The sequence below is a fragment of the Mycobacterium sp. E3251 genome (genome assembly GCF_001666835.1).
Classification (GTDB): domain Bacteria; phylum Actinomycetota; class Actinomycetes; order Mycobacteriales; family Mycobacteriaceae; genus Mycobacterium.
The window spans coordinates 23,706-46,608 of sequence record NZ_LZJF01000014.1 but is presented as its reverse complement, the minus strand read 5'-3'; the positions used below and the strand labels follow the sequence as shown (position 1 = coordinate 46,608).

Sequence of the window (22,903 nt, the reverse complement as noted above, 5' to 3'; positions counted from 1 at the left end):
TGTGCTGGAATCTTTGGTATGGCCGCTGCAGAAGAGCTCGACGTCGACGGAATTGCGGTTCGCCTGACCAGTCCGGACAAGGTCTATTTCCCCAAGCTGGGCTCGAAAGGCACAAAGCGGCGGCTCGTCGAGTACTACCTCGCCGTGGCTGGTGGTCCGATGCTCGATGCGCTCCGTGACCGGCCCACCCATCTGCAGCGCTTCCCGGATGGCATCGACGGGGAGGAGATTTACCAGAAGCGGGTGCCGCAGCACCACCCCGACTATCTGCAGACCTGCCAGGTGACGTTCCCCTCCGGACGCACCGCCGATGCCCTGAAGGTTACGCACCCCTCCGCCATCGTGTGGGCGGCACAGATGGGCACCATCACCTTGCACCCATGGCAGGTGCGCTGCCCCGATACCGACCATCCCGACGAGTTGCGCATCGACCTGGATCCGCAGCCCGGTGTCGCCTTCGAGCAGGCGCGCGAGGTCGCGGTCGACGTGTTGCGGCCGTTGCTCGACGAGCTCGGTCTGGTCGGATATCCCAAGACATCCGGTGGGCGCGGGATCCACGTCTTTCTGCGGATCGCCACCGACTGGGACTTCATCGAGGTTCGCCGCGCCGGCATCGCGCTGGCCCGCGAGGTAGAGCGACGCGCGCCCGAGGCCGTCACCACGGCGTGGTGGAAAGAGCAACGCGGCGAGCGCATCTTCATTGACTTCAATCAGAATGCCCGGGACCGCACCATGGCGTCGGCCTACTCGGTACGGCCCACCCCGATCGCGACGGTGTCGACGCCGCTGACCTGGGACCAGCTGGCCGGCGCGGAACCAGACGACTACACCATCGCAACCGTTCCCGATCTGGTGAAGGCCCGCCAAGATCCCTGGGCCGCAATGAATGACGTGGCCCAGTCGATCACGCCTCTACTGGAGATGGCCGACGCTGACGAAGAGCGGGGCCTTGGCGATATGCCGTATCCGCCGAACTATCCCAAGATGCCCGGCGAGCCGAAACGAGTTCAGCCGAGCAGGGATACGGACTTGAAGAACACCGGCAAGTCAAGGTGACAGAGCTCGGCCCCTGGCCGCCGCCGGCCGCCCAGCGGTGATTTCGTAAGTGCCACAGGGCGTACGGCTTTTTGTCACAGTGACGCAAGCGCCCACCCGCTGGCTGTGCGAGAACGTCTGGTAGACAGACGCTTTCAGGGAACCATCCGATGGCAGTCAGTACGCTGACTGGCACGCCCACGGCCGAAGGCGGACCTACAAAATAGAGCGTGCCAGTAGCGCAACCCCGACGGCGGAAGTTTCGCCTATGGCGTGCAGGTGATTCCGGTGGCCCCGCTGGTGCACGAGATGGTAGGCAACGTGCATCCGGAGCTCGCCAATGCGGTGAAGCCCAGGACCACGCCGAGAACAACCTTGTACTTCAAACGAGACATGACCACTCCATTCGTTGAGAAGAAATGCTTCGCCCGAGAGGGCTATTGTACGTGAGCACAATTCGAAACACTATGGCTTTCAACAAAATTGCGGCAGTCTATGCCGACTCGATCAAAGGGCATGCGACAATCCTCCGTCGATACTTCCATTCCAGCCCGGGATTGATCCTATTGTGCTACAGGGCTTTACCGCGGACATGCGCACTGCAACTTCCTCGCGCGGCGCACCATGAGGATGCGCACGCCACTTAGCTAAGCGCGTGACAGGCAGGCGATTTCACCTGAGCCAGGACGTCGTAAACCAGTACGCTGGCTGGCACGCCATATCACCAACGGTGCACTCGGTAGGCTCAAAGTGAGCCCCTACCAAGCGAAGCGTGCCAGTAGCGCAACCCCTCGACGGCCCGATCAGCCGCCTATGGCGAGCAGGTTATCCCGGTGGCAGCGGTACTGCAGTCAATGGTCAACGGAATAGTGCAACCCGAGGATGTCAACGCGGTGGCGGCCAGAATCAGCCCGAGGACAACCTTGTACTTCACACGAGACATGGACCACTCCATCCTTTAGAGGAGAGATGTACGCCCGAGGGGAGTTATGTTACGTGAGTGCAATGCGGAATGCCATGCGATTCACCAAATTTGCGGCGATCTACTTCAACTGATTGAAAGCGGGCCACAGTCGTCGCCCGAACGGGCCGGCACGGCCGGCGATGCCTCCGTGCTGGCGGCCGAGCGCCTGATTTGCATTCATTTTCCAAATTCGTCCGCAGGGGCGGCCCGGGGCATAAGATTCGTAATAGCGCACGATCCGACCTACATTTCCAACAATGCAGGGCGATCCGAAACGTGTTCGGGGGGGCCGAGATACCAGCTTCCTGGCGCCGCGGAGCGGCCATTGTCGCCGGATCGCGGCATCCGTCGTGCCCATTGCCATCCTGCCCGCGAGCTCGGTAAGCTATCCGCACGACCACCGACCGCGCCGGCGTATCTGCTCGTGCCAATTAGGGTCTGCCCTTCCCCGAACCGCCAACACGTTGAATGCATTTCATGCGAGAGCGATCGTTGGTGTCCTGCAACACCGGGCGTATTAGATTCCAAATCCGGTCAACCCGGCCGAGAAAAGTAAGCTTTGTCGCTATGCCGGTGGCTATTCGTGCGTGGTGTGCAACGTTGGCCTTTTTGCTCCCGGGGGCGGCCAGTATCACCGTCGCGGCCGCGGCGCTCGCGGAGCCGAGCGGCATCGGCGCCGCCGACCGGCTGGTCGGCTGGGACACCTATCGACGGCTGGACCGGCTGCCGTATCTGCGCGCCGACACACAGGCCCTGCAGCTCTCCAGTTTCGACCGCAGCGGCGGTGATTTCGACCTCTCCACCGGTAACCGCAACGGCACCGGGGGATGTCTGACCTCCGGCGGTGCCGGTTGCGTCATCGCCGAGGATCGCGGTGCCGGCGAGGTGGATTCGATCTGGCTCACCCGCGACGGCGGCAAGGTGACGCGGATCGGGAACATCCGCGTCGAACTGGACGGGCGAACGGTGCTCGACGCTCCCCTGCAATCGGTGGTCGACGGTGCGTTGGGTGCGCCGTTCGAATGGCCGCTCGTTGCGAATGCGGCGCAGTCGCCGGGCGGGGTGTACATCAAGGTGCCGATGCCCTACCGGCAGTCGATGCGGATCAGCGTCGCATCCAATCTCGAGTACTACCACGTCGACTATCGCCAATTTTCGAACGCCGTGGGCGTATCCACTTTCTCACCCGCCGACCCCGCGCTCGACGTGCTCGCCACGCTGCGCGCCGCGGGCACCGTCGACCCCAAACCGTTTGCGGCTGCGGCTGTTCATGAGGGCCGGGTTGTCGAGGTCCCGGCCGGCGCCGGGACGACCATCGCGGAATCGGCCGGCCCGGGCAGCATCTCGGCGATACGCCTGCAACTGCCCGAACCGGCGGACCAACTTCTGAGCGGCTTGCGGCTGCAAATGGACTTCGACGGCCGCACCATGGTCGACTCCCCACTCGGGGAGTTTTTCGGCGCCGGGTTGGGGACCAATACCGTGCGGTCCCTGATGTTCGCCGTGGCCCAGCAGCCCGGAGGACCGCTGTCGTTGTCCGCATGGTGGCCCATGCCATTCGCCCACGCGGCCCGCATCACTCTGGTGAACACCACCGGTGACCCGGTGGCCGGAATCGACAGCGACGTGACGACCTCCCCCGACGCCCAGTGGGCGCCCGCGCTGGCCAGCGGTCGCGCCGGCTACTTCACCGCTCGCTCGCATGCCGGTCCGACGGTCCCGGGCCAGGACTGGCTGTTCGCCGACGAGCAGGGCCACGGGAAATTCGTCGGCGTCAGCCACACCATCCGCGGTTCTCGGATCAGGACCGCGTTCAGTGACGCCGCCCCTTACTTTCTCGAAGGGGCCGAGCGCGTCTACACGGACGGCGCCGGGTCGCCCCAGTGGTATGGCACCGGCACCGAGGACCTCTACGAGGGCGGCTGGTATTTCAAGGACGGCACCCGCTTCAGTGACCCGCTCACCGGTCAACCCGACCGCCGCACGTCGACCGCCGGGTGCGCCGACTACTGCGTCGCCGTCTATCGGCTCATGCTCGCCGACGCCATCGATTACCACTCCGCGATCCGCTTCGGCATCGAGCACGGTAAACGGAACATGGTTCAACCCGACTACAGCTCAACCGCTTTCCTCTACACGCAGCCGAATGACACTCTTGCGCCGGGTGACAACGTTCGCCCGGGCGACCCGGTCAGTCGACTCCTGCACGGCTACGCCGACGCTGACGGCACGGACCAGCTGTTGGTCAGCGAATATGAAGGCGCCGACGACACCCATCCGGTGATCGGTTCGGTCCGCGCCGCCAACGGTGCGGTCACGTTCCATCTTGAGACCGACCCGGACAACCGCGGAATCCTGCTCAGACGGACGTCTGATCAGGCGGACGGCTTCCAGTCGGCGGACGTCACCATCGACGGCGTCCCCGTGGGGAATTGGCTGCAGCCGCGCAGCAACACTTTTCATCGCTGGCTCGACGACACTTACCTCTTGCCGCAGTCGGCAACAGCGGGCAAAGCGCAGCTGACAATCACCCTCACGCCCACACCCGACTCCCCGCCGTGGACGGCCAGCCGCTATCAGATCGAGACGCTCACCGGCTCAACCGATTAGACCGCGGCCGACCGCACCACCCGATTGGCGAGCAGGGCCACCACCACGCCCGTCAATCCACCGAGGGGAGCCACCGACGATGACCATCCCGACAGCACGAAGAAACCGAACGCCGCGCCGACGGTGAGCAAGGCCGCATGCACCGGCGTCCAGCGCGTGATCGACGGCAACCGGAACGACAACCCCATGCCAAGGAGCAGCGCCAGGACGTGACCGAACGCGGTGAAGTCCGCGTCAAGCGTGGCCACCAAACCGATGCCAAGCCACCAACCAATCCAGGCCGCACGCCAGCGCAACGGTATCGAGGCGGTCAGGGCCCCCAGCACGCACACGGCGCCGTAGCTGATCCCGACGTCGGTGGCCCGGGCGACCGAGAACGGCAACCATCCCGTCTCCACCGCGGCGACCAGCCCTACCGCGAGGATCAACGTGGCGCCGATGTGGCCGACGGCAAACGTGATCAGCAAGCCCCTACCGCGCCAGGTGAGTTCGCCGAGCGCCAGCAGGCACACCAGGCCGGGCAACCAGAGATAGACGTCGCCCCCGTCGCTGACGAACGCGCTACCGACCAGGGCGGCCAGATGGCCGTGCGCCAGGTTGTGCAGGTTGGTGCTCATTTCGCTGACGACTGAGGCGCGGGTGCGTGCACCCATGGCCGTCAGGGTGACCGAAACCGTGAGCAACAGGACGGCGTACGCAGCAGTGACACGCAAACGGTCGGCGCGTGCGCGAACGTTCGTGCCGGAAGACGTCATTGGCCGTTCCAACCGCGGTCGCGGGCCAGCAGGTCGGCCACGGTCTCCCGGCGCACGAGTTCTCGGGAGCGACCACCGGAGACGGCGACCAGCGGCGGCCGGCCCACCAGGCTGACGCCCGATACCGTGGAGTGCTGGTAGGCACCGGTGCAGGCCACCGCCAGCAGATCACCGGGGCGGATGTCCGCGGGCAGCTCGACGCCGCGGGCGATCTCGTCACCGTTTCCATTCCGGCCCACGACGGTGACCGGTGCGCTCGCGGTCGGCCGGTGGCGGTTCGCCAGTGCCACCGTGTATTTCGCGCCCGGATTCCCGGGGTGGCCGGCCAGGCCGCCGTCCACCGCGACGAAGGTATGCCCGCCCGGCTGCCGCTTGACAGCGGTGACCCGGCACAGGGTCACCCCCGCGCGTGCGGCGATCGCCCCGCCCGGCTCGATCGCGATCTTCGGCCGCGGGAATCCGTACTCCGCGCAAGCGGATTCCAGTGCGGCATCCACAGCAGCGCCGAGTGACCGCAGGTTGAGCTCCGGGTCGCCCGAACGGTATGGGATCGCGTGTCCGCCGCCGAGATTGAGCTCAGTGAGCACGACCTGATGGTGGTCGCGGACCTGGGCCATCACGCCGATCATCTGCTGGATCGCCGCACCGTAGAGCGAGGCATCGATGAGGTGCGCCCCGAGTTGGCAGTGCAACCCCACCAGGTCGAGCGACGGCTGGTCCAGGACACGCTTGAGGGCCGAATGGCCCCCCGACAGGGCGAAGCCGAATTTCCGGTCGGGTGTCCCGGCGTCGGGAATGACCCGCAGCAGAACGCGCTGACGGTGACGCACCCGGCAGGCGAGCAGCGAGATCTCGCTGGGTGAGTCGATCACGATCCGCCCGACGCCGGCCGCGATCGCGTCACCGAGCTCAGTCGCGGTCTTCGCGCCATCCAGGACTATCCGCGAGGGCGGGAGGTCGGCGGCCAGCGCGGTCGCCAGCTCGGCGGCCGAGCTGACGTTCACGCCGGCCCCTTCATCCGCGGCCCAGCGGGCCACGTCCACGCTCAACAGCGCCGTGCCGCCGTAAATCAGCTCGGCATCCGGCAGCGTCGCGCGATAGCAGCGGATGCGGGCCCGAAAATCCTCTTCGTCCACCATGTGGGTGGGAGTGCCGTACTCGGTGGCAATATCGTCGGCTGCGACGTCCCCGACGCACAATCGGCCCAGGTCGTCGACGTAGGCGCTCAGCGGCCACACCGCGCGATCGAGGTGCGGGTTAAACCCGTGCCTCACCGACGGAAGCAGCTCGAAGAGCGTCATGCCTCCACGGTGCCGGTCCGGCCGCGGGCGTGCCGTCTTCTTAACGAAGCCTTCACACCCGGGCGGCAAATCTTCACAGATCCTTGCCAAATGTCACGCGGACATCATTCTCTCGGACGCCTTGACTGCTCGGTCTACCTGCTGCTAGACAGGGGTGCGTGCAAATTTGGGCGATCGCCCAAAATGGAGGTGGAGCATCGATGACCGTCACCAGCGGCACGGACGTCTACTACGACCCCTACGACGTCGACATCAACGCCGACCCGTATCCGACCTACGCCCGGCTGCGCGAAGAGGCGCCGATCTACTACAACGATCGTTACGACTTCTGGGCGCTGTCCAGGCATTCCGACGTCGAGCGGGCGCTGGCCAACTGGGAGACGTTCTCCAACAAGCGCAGCGACATCCTCGAGCTCATCAAGTCGAAATTCGATATGCCCGCCGGCGTCATGATGTTCCAGGATCCGCCCGAACACACGCGGCTGCGCGGCCTGATGTCGCGCGTGTTCACTCCCCGCCGCATGGCCGAGCTCGAGGACCAGATCCGGCAATACTGCGTGCGGTGTCTGGACCCGCTCGTCGGCTCCGGGAGCTTCGACATCATCGCGGAGCTGGCCTCGATGATGCCGATGCGGGTGATCGGGATGCTGTTGGGAATCCCTGAGTCCGAACAGGTCTCGGTCCGCGACGCCAACGACGCCAACCTGCGGACCAAGCCGGGTGCGCCGCTGAAAGTTGCAGACGCCGACTCGATCGCCGACGGCCGAATCTATGCCGACTATGTGGAATGGCGGTCCAATAACCCTTCTGACGACCTGATGACGACGCTGCTCAACGTCGAGTTCGACGACGAGCACGGGGTGCGCCGAAAGCTGACGCGCACGGAGGTGCTGCACTACACGCAGGTGGTCGCGGGGGCGGGCAACGAGACGACCGGCCGGCTGATCGGCTGGCTGGCCAAGGTGCTCGCCGAGCATCCCGATCAGCGGCGCGCCGTCTACGAGGACCGGTCACTGTTGACCCGTACCGTCGACGAGACGCTGCGATTCGAGCCGACGGGACCACACGTCGCCCGTTGGATGGCAAGGGATTTCGAGTGTTACGGCACTACGGTTCCGGCCGGCAGCGCCATGCTGCTGCTGTTCGGCGCAGCCAACCGCGACCACCGCCGGTACACCGATCCCGACACCTACAACGTTCGCCGCGACAATATCTCGCACATCACGTTCGGCAAGGGTGTGCACTACTGCCTTGGCGCCAACCTGGCCCGCCTCGAGGGTCGCGTTGCGCTGGACGAGATTCTGAACCGCTGGCCAGAATGGGGCATCGACTACGGCACAGCGCAATTGGCCTCGACATCGACAGTTCGTGGCTGGGAGCGGTTGCGGGTCATATTGCCCTGAATCAGCTCGGCATCTCGAATCGATCGACGATGCGACTCACCAGCGCGACCGCCTCCGCGTGGCCTGTGGTGGCGCCGAGCGCCTGCTCCAGGATCAGCATGCGGCCTACCGCGGCGAGGATGACCGCGAGGCCGGCCGGCGGGAAATCACCGGTGTCCAAACCATGTTCGCGGACAATGAAATTCAGCGCGGTGATCTGCATCTCGCGCCAACGCTCCGACCAGGCCGCGATCTCGGTCCTGATTTCCTTGCGGTGGTTGGCGAGCCCCATGAACTCCAGCAGCAGGCGGGTGTCCTTCGGCTCGATGAGCGTGTCCCAGAAGGCATGCAGGGGGCGGTCGGACGCCAACGCCCGCTGCTGGCGCTCCAGGTAGGCGGCCGCGCCACGCCGGAAGACGTTCAGGTAAAGGTCGTCCATGGTGGGGAAGTAGTAGTGCACCAGGGCGGGCTTGACGCCGGCTTCGGCCGCCACCCGGCGCGACGTCGCCGCGGCATAACCCTCGTCGACCATGATCTGGATCGTCGCGTCAATGAGCGTGTCGCGGGTCGCGGAGTCCCTGGCCATCAACGGACCCTAATTTGGGCGATCGCTAAAAATCAACACGGCGCCTGGACAGGCGCAGGCCAAGTCCATGATTAAGGAATCGGCGGCCGGGGAACTGCCATCCGGACAGTTCAAAAAGTGAAGGAAAATACCGTGGCTCCAAGCTTTAAAGACGTCATCGCATCCAAGTACCTGCTTCTGACCACGTTCACCAAGGACGGTCGCCCCAAACCGACGGCGATCTGGGGCGTGCCCGACGGGGACAAGCTCCTGGTCATCACCGACGACGGTTCGTGGAAGGTCAAGCGGATCAACAACACGCCGCGGGTGACGATCGCGAGGAGTGGATCCCTGGGGAAGCCGAAGAGCGAGCCGGTCGAAGGGATCGCGCGCGTTCTGCCGAAGTCGGAGACGCGGCGCGTGTACAACGCCGTGCTCAAGCGGTACTGGTACCACGCGTGGTGGTTTTATGCCCACTCGATCGTGCGCGGCGGCGTCGACAAGGTGCACGTGGGACTTGAGATCAAACCGGCCGCGTAGCGTGGCTCTTGGGGTCGATCAGGATCTTCGCGTGCGCCTCGGGGTCACCGAGTGCATCGAAAGCGGCTTCGACGCCTGCCAATCCGACCGTACCGGTGATCAGCGGCGCGACGTCGACCTTGCCGTCGGCGAGCATGTGCAGGGTGTCGCGGAACTCCAGGGGCGTGTAGCCGAGCACGAACCGCAGATCGATTTCTTTGTTGATCGCCATCGCCGGCCGAATGCGGTCGGCGCCCATGCAGACGCCGACGACGACGATGCGCGAGAACAGCGGCGCGCCGGAGATAATGCCGTCGATGATGCCCGGGACGCCGACGCATTCGAAGACTACGGGATGTTTGGGGGTTGCCGCGCCGGCGGCTTCGGCGGCGCGCCACACGTGCCACCACGGCAGCCGCAGCCTTTGTAGCTTCTCGATCGTCCCGACCGCGAGGTCGAACGCCTCGAGGATGCCTTGCAGATGCTTGCGGCCGGCCTCGGTCTCGTAGGGCGAGTCCTGTGCGGGGTCGACCACGATATCGGCGCCGCAGGCCGTCGCGAGCGCCCGGCGGCCCGCCGAGAAGTCGCTCGCGACGACGGTGCGCACCCCATGCGCCTTGAGCATGCAAATAACCGCGAGACCGATTGGGCCGCAGCCGATGACGATGGCGACGTCACCCTTGCCCACCTCGCCGCGGCGAACGGCGTGCCACCCGACGGCCATCGGCTCGGTCAGCGCGGCGACGTCGGGGGACAGCCCGTTCGGCACGGCGAACGTCAGCGACTGCTCGACCAGGAGCTGCTCGGCGTAGGCGCCCGGCGCCATGGTCGACAACCCGATCCCATGCACCTCCTTGCCGCGCCGCAGCAGCGGCAGGGCCACGACCGGGGTGCCGGGCCGCGGGGCCTTGCGGGTGCCGGGACCGTAATCGATGACCTCTCCGCAGAATTCGTGACCGAACACCACCTGCTGATCCGATCGCATGAACGCGTCATATCCCGACTCGGCCATCACGTCGGCGAGTTCGTCGCAGTGCCGGCGCGCGTGCAGATCCGATCCGCAGATGCCACACCGTAGGACGTCGATCAGCAACTGGCCTTTGGCCGGGGTCGGTGCAGGCAGGTCGACGACGTCCAGCTTCGCGTTGGTGCACGTTACGCTCTTCATCAGTCGATCCTCCTACACGGTGGCCGACTTGGAACTCGAAGGTTGCAGCCCTGCCGCTGCTCTCAACTGTCCGTAGGCCCGCCGGGTGCACCGGGCGAGGTGCGGGAGGTCACCGAGCGCCGCGGCGTTGGCGACGAAACCGAAGTCCATGGTGTCGTGGTAGGACGCGAAGGTGGCGTTGAGTCCGATGGAGGCCGCGAGGGCGGAAACCGGGTAGATGCCGAGAAGGCGCGCACCGTTGAGGTATTTGACCTCCTCTGCGCCCGCCACGTTGGAGATGACGAGGTTGCACGCCGGGTGCGCGACACGGTCCAGGTGCGTGGATGAACCCAGCCCGGCGAGCGCAACGAGCCCGGCCGCATAGGTGAGTGCCGCCTCGCTGGACATGCGGCTGAGCTCTTTCTTGCACGCGGCGACCGAGTTCACCACCTGTTGGATCCGTTCCCGCATGCTCGCTCCGGGCTCTCCGAGTCGCGGGAACACCGCGGACACTCGCGTACCGATCGTCGTGTCCGCGCCGCCACGCAGCGAGACCGGGCACATCGCAATGAAGGGATGCGCGAAGGCCTGGCCCGTCTCGCGTAGGTAGTCGTGCAGCCCCGCATCGATGACCGTGACAGCCACGTCGTTCAGGGTCGCCCCGAGGCGCCGCCCGACCTCGTGCATCTCCTCGAGCGGCAGGGAAAGCGTCGCGAAGCTGCGCCCGATCTGCAGCGGGGCGTTGGTCGGGGCGTGTTGCGCCCCGAACGGCAGACTGCCCTCCAGGTGCGATCGGACGATGGTCGCGAAGAGCTTGCGCAGCGCGCCGACCGAAATCTGGCTGAGCGCCTCGACCTGCGTGAGGGTCGCGCGAATCGAGTCGGTGATCCGCGACGTGAAGGGGGTCGGCGGGTGCGGCGTGGTTTGAGGCGCGCCCAGCGCGAAGGCCGGTGTCGGGACGGTGCGCTCCCCGGTCGTGCTCAGCCCGGCGTACAGAAGCTTGAGGCCGGATTCGCCGTCGATGATCGAGTGATGGGTTTTCGTGTAGATCGCGAACCTACCGCCCGGCACCCCGTCGATCACCCAGCACCGGAATAGCGGCCGGTTGCGGTCGAGCTGTGGCTCGTGCAGATCCGCGACGAGCCGCAGCAGGTCGTCGTAGGAGGCGCGAGCGGGGAGGGCCAGGTGTCCCACGTGGTAGTTGGGATCCCAGTGCGTCACCTCCCGGAAATGAGGTGCCCCCCGACCGAGCAGCTCCGGAACGTAGTTGAAGGGCGGTGCCGGCACGCACGCGCGATACGCCTGCACGATCTCGCGCACGATGGGCGCGCGGCCCGCGGGCTTCTTGAACAACAGCATGGCGCCGACATGCGTCGTGCCGGCCGGCGACTCGATCAAGAGCCATGAAAGATCCAGGGGCGGAATCGGTTTGGTCATGCTGTACATCCCCGGACGCGGAGGAGCCGAACGTTACGGTGATGTTCTCTCCGCAGACCACGCCCCGCGAGGGCATTAGGACCCCGTTACGGCAGTCGTTGGTCCTTCAGCCCGGTGACGCTCAGCTGACGGCGCGGAGCGCTTCGAATGTGTCAGCCAGAGTCTCTCGGGGATCCCGGTAGGTAATGCCCAGTTCGCGCTCGCTGGGCGAATCGTCGGACGCCGGCATCTGCGTGTAGTACTGCATCCCGGCCCACGTGAAGGGCGTGTCGAAGGGTACGAACCGGCTGGCGCGATCCATTACCGCGCCGGCGACGCGCAGGGCGGTATCGGGGATCGGAACCGAGACCATCGCCGACCCGGACACCTCGCCGAGCATTTTCGCCAACTCCGCCGCCGGAACGCGATGGCCGCCCGCCATGTACCGGCGCGGGCCGCGGCCGGGTTCCAGCAGCGCCGCATGCAACGCGGCCACATCGCGCACGTCGACGATCAGCCAGGCCCCGCTCCGCCCCGGGATCACATGCATCTGCAGGGCGGCCTTGACGCCTTCGCCGGCCTCCCCGAACTGGTCGCCCACCGGCGGACCGATGACCATGCCCGGGTAGGTGATGTTCACCGGCGCACCCGCATCCTGCAGACCGCGGGCATAGATCTCGACCTGCGCCTTGGAGGTCCCGTAGCCGTCCGCCCCGCCGACGACCGGCAGGTCCGCCGACAGCTCTTCCAGGCCGGCATGAAAGAGCGCGCTGAAACTGGACACGTGGACGATCGGGTCCAAGCCCAGCTCGACCGACTGGCCGAGGACGTTCTGGGCGCCCTGCATGTTGGTGGTGAGCATTTCCGTCGTCTGGCGCGGGTCGGTGGCGACCAGGGCGGCGCTGTGCACGACGGCCTCGCAGCCGTCCAGCGCCTCGCGCACCGCGATCCGGTCGGTGATGTCCGCGACGGCGAAGTCGGACACGTCGACGCCCAGCTTGGCCACAGTGGTCTCCAGCTTGCCGGGGTTGCGCACCAGAAACCGGATCGAGTGCCCCGCGTCGGCGATGGCCTTGGCCGTCCAGCCGCCGACAAACCCCGTACCGCCTGTGATCAGAACGCGCATGGTGCGATCTTTGCAGGGCCGTCCGGACTACAGGTGACTGGAGGCGAAGTTGGCGGCCTGGCCCGTCATGCCGTTCATCCCGTAGGACGTGTGGGCGGCGAAGTCGTTGCCGTTGCCGCTGCCGCACACCGGATCGCCCTGGGCGCACAGCTCGATGGTCTTCGGCTGATACAGCGGGCCGATCGCCAGCGGCGGTGCGTGGTACTTCTGCAGGAAGTCGCCCGACGGCGTTCCGAACAATGTGACCGCGGCGACATGGTTGGCGACGTCGGGCGGCATGGGCGGGGGCACGGCCGACGCGGGGACACCCGGCGGCACGGCCGCAGAGGTGACGTACCCGGCCAGGGCGGCGCCCTGCGAGTAGCCGCCCAGCACCTCACGGGTGTTGGGGCAGTTTTTGGCCGTGGCTTCGACGTGCGAGCTGGCGTCGCGGATGCCGTCGACGACCGTCTGTGGGAAGTCGGGGGCCGAAAAGTCGGTGCTGGCAGGATAATTGACCGCATACACACCGAGCGAGCGCGGGCCGATCTGCGAGCGTAACGCATCGACGAACGACCCGCCGATGCCGCCGATGCCGGGCGGTTCGCCCGACCCGCGGGCGAACACCACCTCGACCTCGGGGCACGGGTCCGCGGAGGCCGACGGACTGGGCGCGCTGGACACCAGGGCGCCGGCTGTCAGCGCCGCCAGTCCAACGAGCGCCGGCAGCCGGCGCAACGCGGAAAGCCCGATCACTTCTTGAACGCGTCTTTCACCTTTTCGCCCGCGTCCTTGAGGCTGGACTTCGCCTGGTCCGCCCGGCCCTCGTCCCGGGTGTCGTGGTCGCCGGTCGCCTTGCCGATGGCCTCTTTGGCCCGCCCGCCCAGGTCTTCGATCTTGTTCTTCAGCTTGTCCTCGTTACTCATGCCGGTGTGGCTACCCAGCAATGGGAGATGTTGAAACCCCGTCCTGCCATCATGGAGGGGTGAGCGCCGCAATCGTGGTCGCAATAGTGGTGGGGCTGATGTTGCTGGGCATCGGCATGGTGGTCAACCAGTTGCTTCGGCTGCGCAGGTATCTGAGGGACTCGCCGACCGCGCAACCGCCCGCCCCGGAGCCCACGGAGCCGCCAGGCTAGAAACCGGCCCGCCGCGCGGGGCCGGCTGATAGCTTCGTCCTCGTGGCAGCGGGGCGGCGCGGCACCGTGAAGCCGTCGGCTCTTCTGGTCGCCGACGATGGTCTGCCACGCGGTGTCTCCGGTGCGGCCGACCCCCATTTCGGCAACGTCGTCAAGCTGTTCGCGCAGCTGTTTCCCGGGCGCCGGTTCGGTGGCGGAGCGTTGAGCGTCTACATCGACGGCGTGCCGGTGGTCGACGTCTGGACGGGTTGGTCGGACCGGGCCGGCACCCAGCTCTGGACCGCCGACACCGGCGCGATGGTGTTCTCGGCGACCAAGGGTGTCGCGTCGACGGTGATCCATCGGCTGGCCGACCGGGGCCTGCTGTCCTATGACGAGCCCGTCGCCGAATACTGGCCCGAGTTCGCGGCTAACGGCAAGGCCGAAATCACGGTCCGCGACGTCTTGCGGCACCGCTCCGGGTTGTCGCACCTGCGCGGCGTAACCAAGGCGCAGTTGATGGACCACGCCCTGATGGAGGAACGCCTCGCCGCCGCGCCGGTCGACCACTTGCGAGGCGTGCAGGCCTATCACGCGTTGACCTACGGATGGCTGCTGTCCGGCCTGGCCAGGGCGGTGACGGGCAAGGGCATGCGGGAGCTGATCCGCCAGGAGATAGCGCGGCCCCTCAACACCGACGGCCTGCACCTCGGCCGCCCTCCGCAAGGCTCGCCGACCACGCCCGCGGAGATCCTGATACCGCAGGGCAGGCTGCGCGCCCCGGTGTTCAACTTCATCGCACCCAAGATGGCCGGCCTGCCGTTCTCCGGCGCGCTGGGCGCGATGTACTTTCCCGGCGTCGTCTCCCTGATCAAGGGGGACACCCCCTTCCTGGACGGCGAGGTGCCCGCCGCCAACGGCGTGGTGACCGGCCGTGGACTGGCGAAGATGTATGCCGTGCTGGCCAACGGCGGGCGTATCGACGGCAAGAAGTACCTGTCCGAGGAGCTGGCCCGCGGCCTGGCCGGGCAGGCGCGCCGGAAGTGGCCGGACGCGAACATGGTGGTGCCCATGCCATTTCACCTCGGTTACCACGAATCGCCGGTGCCCGGCCTGCTAAAGGGGTTCGGCCACGTCGGTCTCGGCGGGACGCTCGGCTGGGCCGACCCGGAGGCCGGCAGCTCGTTCGGCTTCGTCCACAACCGGTTGCTGACGCCGTTGCTGTTCGACATGGGATCCTTTGCGGGCCTGGCTCGTCCGCTGCGCAACGAAATCCTGGCGGCCCGTGATCAGGGCCCGCTGCGGGTGCCGCAGCTCGGGGCCACCTACGCCAAAACCACTCGGCGCAAGGCGGTTCTATAACCGGGCGGCGACGAGGTTCGCGGCCTGCGCCGTCATTCCGGACTGCACATACGAGCCGTGCGCGAAGACGTTGATGTTGGAGCCATCGGAGCACGCCGGGTCGCCGGCGGCACACATGTCGATGGTCTTCGCGGCGTACGGCGGGCCGATCGGGGGGAACACGGTGCCCGACAAGCGATTCGCGAGTGCGCTCGTCGGGTTGCCGAAGACGGCGATCGCCGCGACATGATCGGCCGCCTGGGGCGGCATGGCCGGCGTGGCCAGATCGATCACACCCGCGCCCTGCGAGAATCCGCCGAGCACCATTCGGGTGTTGGGGCAGCGTCCGATCATGTCCCGTACGTGAGCGACCAGGTCATCCGCACCGTTCTGGGCGCTCGCCGCGAAAGCCTCGGTCGCGGGATAGTTCACCGGGTAGACCCCCATCGAGCGACCGGAGATCTGAGAGCCGAGCGAGTCGACGAACGCCTGGCCGACGTTGCCGACACCCGCGGGCTGGCCGGTGCCGCGGGCAAAGGCCACCTCGACCGCGGGACACGGATCAGCATGCGCGCCAGGGCTGTTGAGCGTCCCGCCCGATGCCGCCGAAGTCACCGCGATCGCAACACCAATGACGATGCGCTTCGCGATCACCGCTTTATGCTGACACAGGCGTTCCCACGCGGCAGCGTCAGCGGAAGATCGGTGTAGGTGACGATGCCCGGCGCCGCCGCGACGACGGCGGGGATCGCGTTGATCGCCGGCATCGCGGTCATGATGTGGCCGAGGTCCATGAACTCCTCGAGCGTGGTGGCCTCGAAGTAGGGCGGCGGCAGGAAGCCGACCTTGGTGGTCACCGTCGGCTGCCCGTCGATCTGGATCACCCAGCCGTCCTGTTCGATCTTCCAGTCGGGTTCGAGCGTCTGTCCCTTGCGCCACCGCACGTTCAGGTCGATCAGGGTGGTGTCACCGACGATGCCCTGCCAGCTGATGTAGACGCCCGCCACACAGCCCGCGGGGATGGTCCAGGAGGCCATCTCGAGATCCGCCGTGGTCTGGGCGAACTCGGCCACGCACTTAACCTCGTCGAGCTCGACGCCGAGCGCGTCGCCCACCAGCCGGACGGCCTCGCCGAAGATGGCCGTTCCCTTCGCCGCCATCGCCGGCAGGTCGGGGTGGTCGATCGGCCGGCCGAAGCCCACCGGCTTCTCGGTTTCAGGTGAGTCGTAGAACGTGGTGTCGGCGGCTTCGTTCACCGTGACCTTGTCGATGCGGTTGCACACCATCGCCGACACGATGGCCAGCAGCTCGGCGAAGCCCGGACTCACCCCGGAGCCGAAGATGGTGGCGCCGCCCTTCTCGCAGGCCTGCGCCAACTTCTCGCGGCCGTTCCCGAGGTTTCCCCCGGTGATGAACGACGCCGTGGTCACCACGTTGACGCCCGCGGACAGGATGCGCACCAACTCGTCGACATCGATCCACATCGGGTTGTAGACCACGCAGTCCGGCTTCAGCGCGAGCAGCGCGTCGACGTCGTTGGTGGCCGCCACACCCAGCGGGGGGATCCCGACCAGTTCGCCGGCGTCGCGGCCGACCTTCTCCGCCGACCAGGCGTAGCAGCCCACCAGCTCATAGGTGGGGTTGGCGACGATCGACTTCAGCGAGCTCTTGCCGACGTTGCCGGTGTTCCACTGAACCACTCGATAGTTGTTTGGCACTCGCTCAGCATAGGGAATCGGGGCCGGCGTTAGTAGGAGGATTCGGCCGCCAGAATTTCGGCCAGGAACGCGTCGCCGGCCGGCCGGTCCAGCCGCGCCCGCGCCCACCGCCGCACGCGTTCCCGGGTTTCGGGGGACTCCGTCGTCTCCGCCCCGACGTGCACCGCCGTGGCCGACCAATCGTGGCCCCACGCCGCCGATTCGGTCAGCGGACGTTGCGCGCCATCGACCAGGGGGAGGGTCGCTCGGCCGTCGGCGTCCAGGGCACCGGTGCCGGAAACGGCGCCGGAGCGCAGCCGCACGGCGATACCGGTGGGCGCGTCCGGCCCGATGACCGCGGTCCGCACCAAGGCGACGGCCGTCCCGGCCGCCTCGATCGTCCAGTCGACGGTGTTTTCGCCCGCGTCGAAGATGCCGGGCGGAACCCCGCCCCAGTTGACGGACGCGACGCCGCGGGTGATCGGAGCCGCGGCGCCCGGACCCGCTCCCGCACCCGCGGCCAGGGCGTAGTCGTCGCGGCGGCCGCTCGGCACGCTCAGGGGCATACTCGAATCATCAAGGGCGGCACAGAGTTCGGGCCAGCCGGGGCCGTCCACGCCCAGTTCGTCGGCCAGGCCGGCGCCCGCCCGCACCAGATCGAGTGCGCGCGGATCGCCGTCGGCGACGTGGGCGGCCAGGGCATCGGCGTGCGGCGCCAGTAATCCCGCCACGTCGGAATCCAAGGTGTCGTCGGCGAAGAAGCCCTGCGCGCCGGCGGTCAGCAACGCGACCTCGAGGTCCAGCAACGCGCGGTCGAGGCCGGCGATGCCGTCGCGCCGGCTTGCGGGCCACCAGCGCCGCAGCCAATGGCCCACCGCCAGCCTGCGCAGCGGGGCGACCGAGCCCGGCAGGATGTCCACGCCGGCGAGGTCGATGCCGTGCGGGTCGTCCGCCGACCCGATCGCCGAAGCCAGGGCGACGTGTCCGGATTCGCCGAGGATCCGCCAAAGCCAGTCGGCGCGGCCGAAATCGGTGAACGTGATGTGGGTTGCCGCACCGTCCGGCTCGCCTGGCTGGTCCAAAGTCCACGACAGCACCGCGCCGCTGACCTCCAGCACCGCGGCCAGCGGCGTCGCCTCGCTGACGGGTCCGGTGCTCCACAGGCCGGAATCGGCAACCAATCTCATCCGGCCACCTGCAATTCCAGCATCGCCTTGATCCGCTGCCGGTGGTCCAGGCTCACCGAGCGCGCGACGCCCTCGAGCAGCGATCGCACATCGTCGACATCGTCGCAGGACTCCTGCCATACGTCGCGCCCGTGCAGCCGTGCCCAGAGTCGGCTCAGGTACGGCTGCGCGTAGGCGGCGAGGTCGTCGACCACCTGCCGTTGGCGCGGGTGGATGGGGCCGCCTTCGACGAGGTAGCGCCTGGCGTGCAGTACGTAGGCCTCCTTGCGCAACCGGGCCTGGATCTGCGCCGCCAGGGCATAGCGGCCGGCGACGGACGGGTCGAGCGGTGCCAGCTCCACCGCGACCTCGATCCCCGCGACGAGCGTGGCCTGTTTGTCCTCGGCCATCAGCCCCCAGGGCGCGCAGGCCCGGTCGACCTCTTCCTCGCAGAGCAGCGGGATATCGGGCAGTGCGTCACGGTCCAGGGCGCGGCGCAGGGTGGCGCGCACCCGGTCCACCACGCTGCGGTCCAGCGGCCGGTCGCTGTCGGAGTCGCCTGCGACTTGCGGAGGACGTTGCGGGGCAACGGAACTCAGGCCGAGTTCGACAATCGACCACGGCAGTTCCGCCGCCTCGACGCGGGCCAGCGCCCCGAGGTTGTACGGCGTGGCGTCGGCGATCATCGCCGACCAGACCCGCTGCCGCGCCGTCGCGCTCCGGTGGCTGTTGGCGGGCCCCAGCACGGTGGCGAGCTCGGCCAGAAAGGGGGCGGTGACGGTGTCACCAGGCCGCACGTCCCGCCAGCTGTGGTCGAGCTGGTCCGCCAGCTTCGCGACCGCTTCGGGGTTGGCCACGTATTGGTTCAGCACCTCGATCGCGGTGCGGTCGCGGCCCTGGTGGACGTCGCCCAGCACCGCGGCGGCCGTCTCGCGATCCTGCGGTGCCGGTGGGCCTTTCGTTACCGCGAGCTCGAAGCACACCGGGAAGTACAGTTCCTGGGCGTTCCCCGTGCGGATGCGCTGCCGCCGGCGCTCCATCTTGAGAACCTCGAACCACGCTGCGGCCGAGCGTAATTCGTCTCCACTGCCGACGATCAGGTCGCGCATCGCCGCGGCCGTCTCGGGGGTGACGACGGGAGCGGAATATTGCGGGTTCGACCGCAACCGGAGCACCAAAGGGTCGATGATGCGTTTGACGGTACGGCTCAACGGGCCGCCGTCGTCGCTGCTGAGCACCTCCACACCCGGGCCGATCGCCCGCCACGCCGCGTCGATCACCGACCGGCGTGGGTGGCCGACCGCGACGGCCAGCTGCGAATCCGCGCTCATCTGCACAGAATAGGGGCATCGCGCGAAACCCGGCAGCCGAAAACTTGGGTTCGGTAGCCGGTCGGTGGCTTCACCCTGGTCGCATGAACAAGCTGTTGGTGCTGGTTGATCGGCTCAGGTGCGCCCGGCGTCGCGGCGGCGGGGACCGCGCCGTCGGGGTCGGCACCGTGCGCGCGGTCGAGCGTCAGGTTTTCATCGAGGTGGTCGCCGTCTCCGGGGAGACCTTCATCGGCAAGCTGGCACGCTGCGGCGACGATCTCGACGTGTCGATGCTGCGGCCCGGCCTGGTCGTTCTGGTGGCGTTCGATCCCGCTGCGCGCGAGGAACTTTCGCTGCCCGACGACGTGCTGGCGGTACACGCGGCCTTCGTCGCGTCGCTGTGAGGGCTAGCGCGCGCCGTCCACGGCGAAGCTGACCACCGCACCCCAGTACAGCGGGCTCGCGGTGGCCTCGCCGTCGCGCCAGCGCCGCATCCGTTCGCGCTGCCAACGGTTCACCGCGCACCCGGCGTCTCCGTCGGCGTCATGTGCGCGATCGACGGCGGCGACGACGTCGGCCATCGGATCGGCGGTGGCCGTGGTGAACTGGCGGTAGGCCGCGGTGGTGGGCAGCGACCACAGCGTGGCGGTGACCAACTGGGCGCCGCCCAGGACCATCGCCGCCACCAGCCCGGTGGCCTCGTCGAATTGGTAGTCCCCGCCCGAACCGCACGCGAGCAGGGCCACCCGCGGGGGCATCGGCAGTTGCAGGGCCATCAGGTCCGACGCGGTCAGCGGGCGGTGATCGCCGATGGCGTCGGCGTCGCCGGGAATGTCGGCGGTATCGGCCAGGTGCAGCGCGGCCCGATCGGCTTGGCCGTCCGCCGAACTCGCGTGGCCCACATATAGCAGCCTGCTCGGGCTCTGAGCCAGCAGCTTGGCCAGCCACGTGCGATCGGCATCCTGGCGGCGGAACAGTTCGACCGCCGATTCAATGGCCGGTAGGACCGGTCGGTGCTCGAGCACCCCGGTGAAGTGCCGCGCCAAGGGTGTGTCCGGCGCGGGCCTGCCCAACACCGACCCGAGCGCGGAGTCCGGGCGCTGCCCCGGCACCCTGGGGTCGAGGACCAGCAGCGGCGGGCCGTCCTTCCTGGCGTCCCATCCGGCGGGCGCCCGCGGCGAATGCACGATGTTCGGCGGTACCGCCATCAGGACGTCGACCAGTTCCATCAGCCGGTAGCCGTCGGTGTGTTTCCCGATGTCCGCGAGCTGCCAGGGGATCCGGGCGGCGGCCCGGCCGCTGGCGGTGATGGCCTCCTGGCGGGCGCGCACCAATTCTTCCTTGCTGGGACCCGATTTCGGTACCGCCAGCAGCCCCCACGGGACACGGGCCAGCCGCGCGCTGGGCGAGACGAACAGCACGGGCCGCGGCGTGGCCACGCATTCGGCCAACAGTTGCCAGCCGGGGGAGCCGATCAGCAGCACCCCAAGGATGTAGGCGAGCGTCAGCTCGCTGTCCGCCGCCGCGAACGGCCCGGCGGTCAGCGCCCGCTCGATGGCGTCCCGCGGGTCCTCGGAACCGTGCGGCTCGGGCAGGGCGTTCGCGAGTTCTTCCAGCGCGGCCAGCAACAGCGGCTCTTCGATGACCCAGTTGACGGTTCGGGACGGCTGACCGACGACCCGCAGGCTGGCGTAGGTGGCGATCCCGACGTCGGCGTACCGCAGGATCAGGGTGGCCCGGTCGGTGTCGCTCACGGCCAGGTCGACCAAGCGGGCTCGGTCGCGGTGACGTCGCGGCCGTAGCGCTGAAATGCCAGCGCCCGATAGTGGCTCAGGATCGGCTCGGTATCCGGCTGCATCCGCAACGGCGGCAACGGTCCGAGCCGGGTCAGCGACGCGCCGCCGGGGCCCGGCGAGCCGGCCGCGGCCAGCGCGGGGGCCGGCTCCAGGTCGGCCTCGAGGGGGACGTGGGCGGTGGCGGTCGACGCCCATTCGCCGGTCCGCGGCCGCTGCGGACCGGCACCGAAAGTCCCCCGGGCACTGTGATATTCGACCAGCTGACTGATCAGTTCGGTGTTCTCCCATTCCCAGGCGACGGCGAAGGCGCCGGCCAGGACGGGGGCCGAAATGCTGGCGGCCCAGCGCGCTCGCGCATCGGCGTCGGCGATCGAATACCGCACTGAGTCGACCGCCAGGGCGGCGGGGACCTTGAGCTCGGCGGCCTGCTGCAGCTTCGTCATGCCGCGCCGGTATTCGTCGGTGCCGACCTCGCCGTGCAGGATGCCGAGTCCCTCCGCCTGCCGGGCCTCCGTCTCCTGCAGCGTCTCGTCGGGATCGCCCGAGCTGTCGAAACCGAGGTCCGCCAACGCATCCGCGCGCCACACCGTGCCGAGATGATTGTCGAGCAGCGCGTACTGCAGCCAGCTGCTGCGCGGGGACGAGTCGAGCAGTTCGCGGGCCTCGGCGATCAGCTCGACCGCTTTGGCGAAGCGGCTCCAGAAGATCGCGATCCAGCTGCGCTGCAACAGGATACGGTGCAGGTGGAGCAGCTTTCCCAATTCGCGCCAGTGCCGCTCCGCGTGCTCCCAGCATTCGTCGGCGGCTTCCAGGGCGCCGGCCCCCAGCCGGGTGAGCCCCATGTACAGCCAGCAGCGGGCGACGTCGTGGGCCCTGGCGTGGCGGGCGATGACGGGATAGGCCTCGGACACCAGTTGCTCGGTGCCGGCGTGGTCGTTGGCCGCCCAGCACGCCGCCGCCCGCTCCAATCGTGCTTGCGCCGTGGCCAGTTCCCAGCCGTTGGCCTGTGCGCGGGCTTCCGCGCGACGCAGCCAGGGATCAGCCTCCGGCAGCCGGCCCGTTTGGACGCAGAACCTGCCGTACCCGATGCCGGCGACGACCCGGAGGTGGTCGGCGGCATCGCCGCTCCCGCCGTAGTCCGCCAGGCCACGAAGCATGTTCTCCCACAACGGGACCGACCGGACATGCAGGTCGTCGTCGCACAGCGCTGTCGCGCACAGCACCAGCGCATGGATGCGCAGGCGAGCGTGTTCGTCGGCCAGCGCGGGAACGTCCGCGTCGTCGTCCAACGCCGCCAGTGCCGCCGCCGCGCCCTCGTGATCGCCGATCGCCGCGGCCAGGCCGATTTGCAGAAACTGGGCCCGGCGCGAGTACCGGCGGATCATGTGCGTGGTCTCGGCATCGGCGGGCATGCTCGCGTAGATCGCCACGCAGTCCTGAATGCGCCGGATGGATTCGCGCACGCCGTCATTCGCGCCGCGCTCGAGGTAGATTTCGCCGAGTTGCGCGAGGACTTCCAGCATCAGATCGTCCCGGTCCTCCCGCTCGATGCGCGGTATCAAGGACAGCAGCAGATCGCGCGCCCCGGCTTCATCGGCCGCGAACGCCAGGCGGCGCGCGTTGTCCAACTGGTCGGGGATCGACACGGCTGCATCATAAGTCCGCGGGCGCTGCCCG

Annotated in this window: 21 protein-coding genes; 7 read left to right on the top strand and 14 right to left on the bottom strand. The window is 68.0% G+C overall.

All coding sequences use genetic code 11. From position 1 onward, the window contains the following. Nucleotides 1-18 precede the first annotated feature (18 nt). Nucleotides 19-1,056 (top strand): non-homologous end-joining DNA ligase, encoded by a 1,038-nt coding sequence (ligD, locus tag A5697_RS01915; protein ID WP_068007498.1) that lies wholly within the window; start codon nt 19-21, stop codon nt 1,054-1,056. Between the two features lie 1,510 nt (nt 1,057-2,566). Continuing rightward, on the top strand, nt 2,567-4,609 hold the full coding sequence (locus A5697_RS01910) for a glycoside hydrolase family 172 protein (RefSeq protein ID WP_082953197.1): 2,043 nt from the start codon (nt 2,567-2,569) through the stop codon (nt 4,607-4,609). On the opposite strand, the gene A5697_RS01905 is transcribed toward A5697_RS01910, so the two are convergent. Both A5697_RS01905 and A5697_RS01900 read right to left on the bottom strand, forming a co-directional pair. Further along, the gene (locus A5697_RS01905; RefSeq protein ID WP_231971946.1) at nt 4,606-5,262 is read right to left on the bottom strand and encodes a rhomboid-like protein; all 657 of its coding nucleotides are present in this window, start codon (nt 5,260-5,262) and stop codon (nt 4,606-4,608) included. The two genes, A5697_RS01910 and A5697_RS01905, sit on opposite strands and share 4 nt — an antisense overlap. Before the next feature lie 98 nt (nt 5,263-5,360). Next, nucleotides 5,361-6,665: a diaminopimelate decarboxylase gene (locus tag A5697_RS01900; RefSeq protein WP_068007494.1), complete on the bottom strand. Its 1,305-nt coding sequence runs from the start codon at nt 6,663-6,665 to the stop codon at nt 5,361-5,363. Nucleotides 6,666-6,865: 200 nt separating this feature from the next. Between A5697_RS01900 and A5697_RS01895 the strand changes: the two genes are divergently transcribed. Beyond that, nucleotides 6,866-8,068 carry a cytochrome P450 gene (locus A5697_RS01895; protein WP_068007492.1) on the top strand — a complete coding sequence of 401 codons (1,203 nt, stop codon included), beginning with the start codon at nt 6,866-6,868 and terminating at the stop codon, nt 8,066-8,068. 1 nt (nt 8,069) lies between these two features. Here the strand turns inward: A5697_RS01895 and A5697_RS01890 are convergent, their stop codons facing one another. Next, nucleotides 8,070-8,633 (bottom strand): TetR/AcrR family transcriptional regulator, encoded by a 564-nt coding sequence (locus A5697_RS01890; protein WP_068007490.1) that lies wholly within the window; start codon nt 8,631-8,633, stop codon nt 8,070-8,072. 132 nt (nt 8,634-8,765) lie between these two features. Between A5697_RS01890 and A5697_RS01885 the strand changes: the two genes are divergently transcribed. Beyond that, a complete protein-coding gene (locus tag A5697_RS01885) occupies nt 8,766-9,152 on the top strand; it encodes a PPOX class F420-dependent oxidoreductase (protein ID WP_067943433.1) in 387 nt (128 codons plus the stop codon). Here the strand turns inward: A5697_RS01885 and A5697_RS01880 are convergent. The 5 genes from A5697_RS01880 to A5697_RS01860 form a co-directional block, all read right to left on the bottom strand. Beyond that, nucleotides 9,136-10,299 carry a zinc-binding dehydrogenase gene (locus A5697_RS01880; RefSeq protein ID WP_068007487.1) on the bottom strand — a complete coding sequence of 388 codons (1,164 nt, stop codon included), beginning with the start codon at nt 10,297-10,299 and terminating at the stop codon, nt 9,136-9,138. The two genes, A5697_RS01885 and A5697_RS01880, sit on opposite strands and share 17 nt — an antisense overlap. 12 nt (nt 10,300-10,311) lie before the next feature. After that, nucleotides 10,312-11,715: a wax ester/triacylglycerol synthase family O-acyltransferase gene (locus A5697_RS01875; protein WP_068007578.1), complete on the bottom strand. Its 1,404-nt coding sequence runs from the start codon at nt 11,713-11,715 to the stop codon at nt 10,312-10,314. A 121-nt stretch (nt 11,716-11,836) separates the two neighbouring features. Then, on the bottom strand, nt 11,837-12,820 hold the full coding sequence (locus A5697_RS01870; protein ID WP_067943372.1) for an NAD-dependent epimerase/dehydratase family protein: 984 nt from the start codon (nt 12,818-12,820) through the stop codon (nt 11,837-11,839). A 27-nt stretch (nt 12,821-12,847) separates the two neighbouring features. Next, entirely contained in the window at nt 12,848-13,555 is a 708-nt protein-coding gene (locus A5697_RS01865) for a cutinase family protein (RefSeq protein WP_197500886.1), read from the bottom strand. Then, nucleotides 13,552-13,725, bottom strand: coding sequence for a CsbD family protein (locus tag A5697_RS01860; protein ID WP_046182002.1), 174 nt, complete (start codon nt 13,723-13,725; stop codon nt 13,552-13,554). The genes A5697_RS01865 and A5697_RS01860 overlap by 4 nt, the downstream gene beginning before the upstream one ends. Nucleotides 13,726-13,784: 59 nt before the next feature. Between A5697_RS01860 and A5697_RS01855 the strand changes: the two genes are divergently transcribed. Together A5697_RS01855 and A5697_RS01850 are read left to right on the top strand one after the other, a co-directional pair. Continuing rightward, nucleotides 13,785-13,937: a hypothetical protein gene (locus A5697_RS01855; protein ID WP_231971948.1), complete on the top strand. Its 153-nt coding sequence runs from the start codon at nt 13,785-13,787 to the stop codon at nt 13,935-13,937. Between the two features lie 66 nt (nt 13,938-14,003). Then, nucleotides 14,004-15,278 carry a serine hydrolase domain-containing protein gene (locus tag A5697_RS01850; RefSeq protein ID WP_068007484.1) on the top strand — a complete coding sequence of 425 codons (1,275 nt, stop codon included), beginning with the start codon at nt 14,004-14,006 and terminating at the stop codon, nt 15,276-15,278. Here the strand turns inward: A5697_RS01850 and A5697_RS01845 are convergent. The 4 genes from A5697_RS01845 to A5697_RS01830 are packed head-to-tail and all read right to left on the bottom strand — an operon-like array spanning nt 15,273 to nt 19,451. After that, on the bottom strand, nt 15,273-15,911 hold the full coding sequence (locus A5697_RS01845) for a cutinase family protein (protein ID WP_082953196.1): 639 nt from the start codon (nt 15,909-15,911) through the stop codon (nt 15,273-15,275). The genes A5697_RS01850 and A5697_RS01845 overlap by 6 nt on opposite strands. Then, nucleotides 15,908-16,975, bottom strand: coding sequence for a dihydrodipicolinate reductase (locus A5697_RS01840; protein WP_068007481.1), 1,068 nt, complete (start codon nt 16,973-16,975; stop codon nt 15,908-15,910). The genes A5697_RS01845 and A5697_RS01840 overlap by 4 nt, the downstream gene beginning before the upstream one ends. Before the next feature lie 29 nt (nt 16,976-17,004). Beyond that, nucleotides 17,005-18,141 (bottom strand): hypothetical protein, encoded by a 1,137-nt coding sequence (locus A5697_RS01835; protein ID WP_068007478.1) that lies wholly within the window; start codon nt 18,139-18,141, stop codon nt 17,005-17,007. After that, complete coding sequence (locus A5697_RS01830) at nt 18,138-19,451, bottom strand: hypothetical protein (protein ID WP_068007570.1); 1,314 nt, start codon at nt 19,449-19,451, stop codon at nt 18,138-18,140. Before A5697_RS01830 ends, A5697_RS01835 begins: the two co-directional genes overlap by 4 nt. A 44-nt stretch (nt 19,452-19,495) precedes the next feature. On the opposite strand from A5697_RS01830, the gene A5697_RS01825 reads away from it, so the two are divergent. Beyond that, nucleotides 19,496-19,834 carry a hypothetical protein gene (locus A5697_RS01825; protein ID WP_068007476.1) on the top strand — a complete coding sequence of 113 codons (339 nt, stop codon included), beginning with the start codon at nt 19,496-19,498 and terminating at the stop codon, nt 19,832-19,834. Nucleotides 19,835-19,837: 3 nt separating this feature from the next. Here A5697_RS01825 and A5697_RS01820 read toward each other — a convergent pair whose 3' ends face one another. Both A5697_RS01820 and A5697_RS01815 read right to left on the bottom strand, forming a co-directional pair. Next, nucleotides 19,838-21,184: a CHAT domain-containing protein gene (locus tag A5697_RS01820; protein WP_068007568.1), complete on the bottom strand. Its 1,347-nt coding sequence runs from the start codon at nt 21,182-21,184 to the stop codon at nt 19,838-19,840. Then, on the bottom strand, nt 21,181-22,872 hold the full coding sequence (locus tag A5697_RS01815; RefSeq protein WP_068007473.1) for a hypothetical protein: 1,692 nt from the start codon (nt 22,870-22,872) through the stop codon (nt 21,181-21,183). Before A5697_RS01815 ends, A5697_RS01820 begins: the two co-directional genes overlap by 4 nt. Nucleotides 22,873-22,903 lie beyond the last annotated feature (31 nt).

Excerpts from the sequence above, each read along its gene's own strand:
- ligD (WP_068007498.1), top strand. The coding sequence starts at position 19 with ATGGCCGCTGCAGAAGAGCTCGACGTCGACGGAATTGCGGTTCGCCTG.
- A5697_RS01910 (WP_082953197.1), top strand. The coding sequence starts at position 2,567 with ATGCCGGTGGCTATTCGTGCGTGGTGTGCAACGTTGGCCTTTTTGCTC.
- A5697_RS01905 (WP_231971946.1), bottom strand. The coding sequence starts at position 5,262 with ATGGGTGCACGCACCCGCGCCTCAGTCGTCAGCGAAATGAGCACCAAC.
- A5697_RS01900 (WP_068007494.1), bottom strand. The coding sequence starts at position 6,665 with ATGACGCTCTTCGAGCTGCTTCCGTCGGTGAGGCACGGGTTTAACCCG.
- A5697_RS01895 (WP_068007492.1), top strand. The coding sequence starts at position 6,866 with ATGACCGTCACCAGCGGCACGGACGTCTACTACGACCCCTACGACGTC.
- A5697_RS01890 (WP_068007490.1), bottom strand. The coding sequence starts at position 8,633 with ATGGCCAGGGACTCCGCGACCCGCGACACGCTCATTGACGCGACGATC.
- A5697_RS01880 (WP_068007487.1), bottom strand. The coding sequence starts at position 10,299 with ATGAAGAGCGTAACGTGCACCAACGCGAAGCTGGACGTCGTCGACCTG.
- A5697_RS01875 (WP_068007578.1), bottom strand. The coding sequence starts at position 11,715 with ATGACCAAACCGATTCCGCCCCTGGATCTTTCATGGCTCTTGATCGAG.
- A5697_RS01870 (WP_067943372.1), bottom strand. The coding sequence starts at position 12,820 with ATGCGCGTTCTGATCACAGGCGGTACGGGGTTTGTCGGCGGCTGGACG.
- A5697_RS01860 (WP_046182002.1), bottom strand. The coding sequence starts at position 13,725 with ATGAGTAACGAGGACAAGCTGAAGAACAAGATCGAAGACCTGGGCGGG.
- A5697_RS01835 (WP_068007478.1), bottom strand. The coding sequence starts at position 18,141 with ATGAGATTGGTTGCCGATTCCGGCCTGTGGAGCACCGGACCCGTCAGC.
- A5697_RS01830 (WP_068007570.1), bottom strand. The coding sequence starts at position 19,451 with ATGAGCGCGGATTCGCAGCTGGCCGTCGCGGTCGGCCACCCACGCCGG.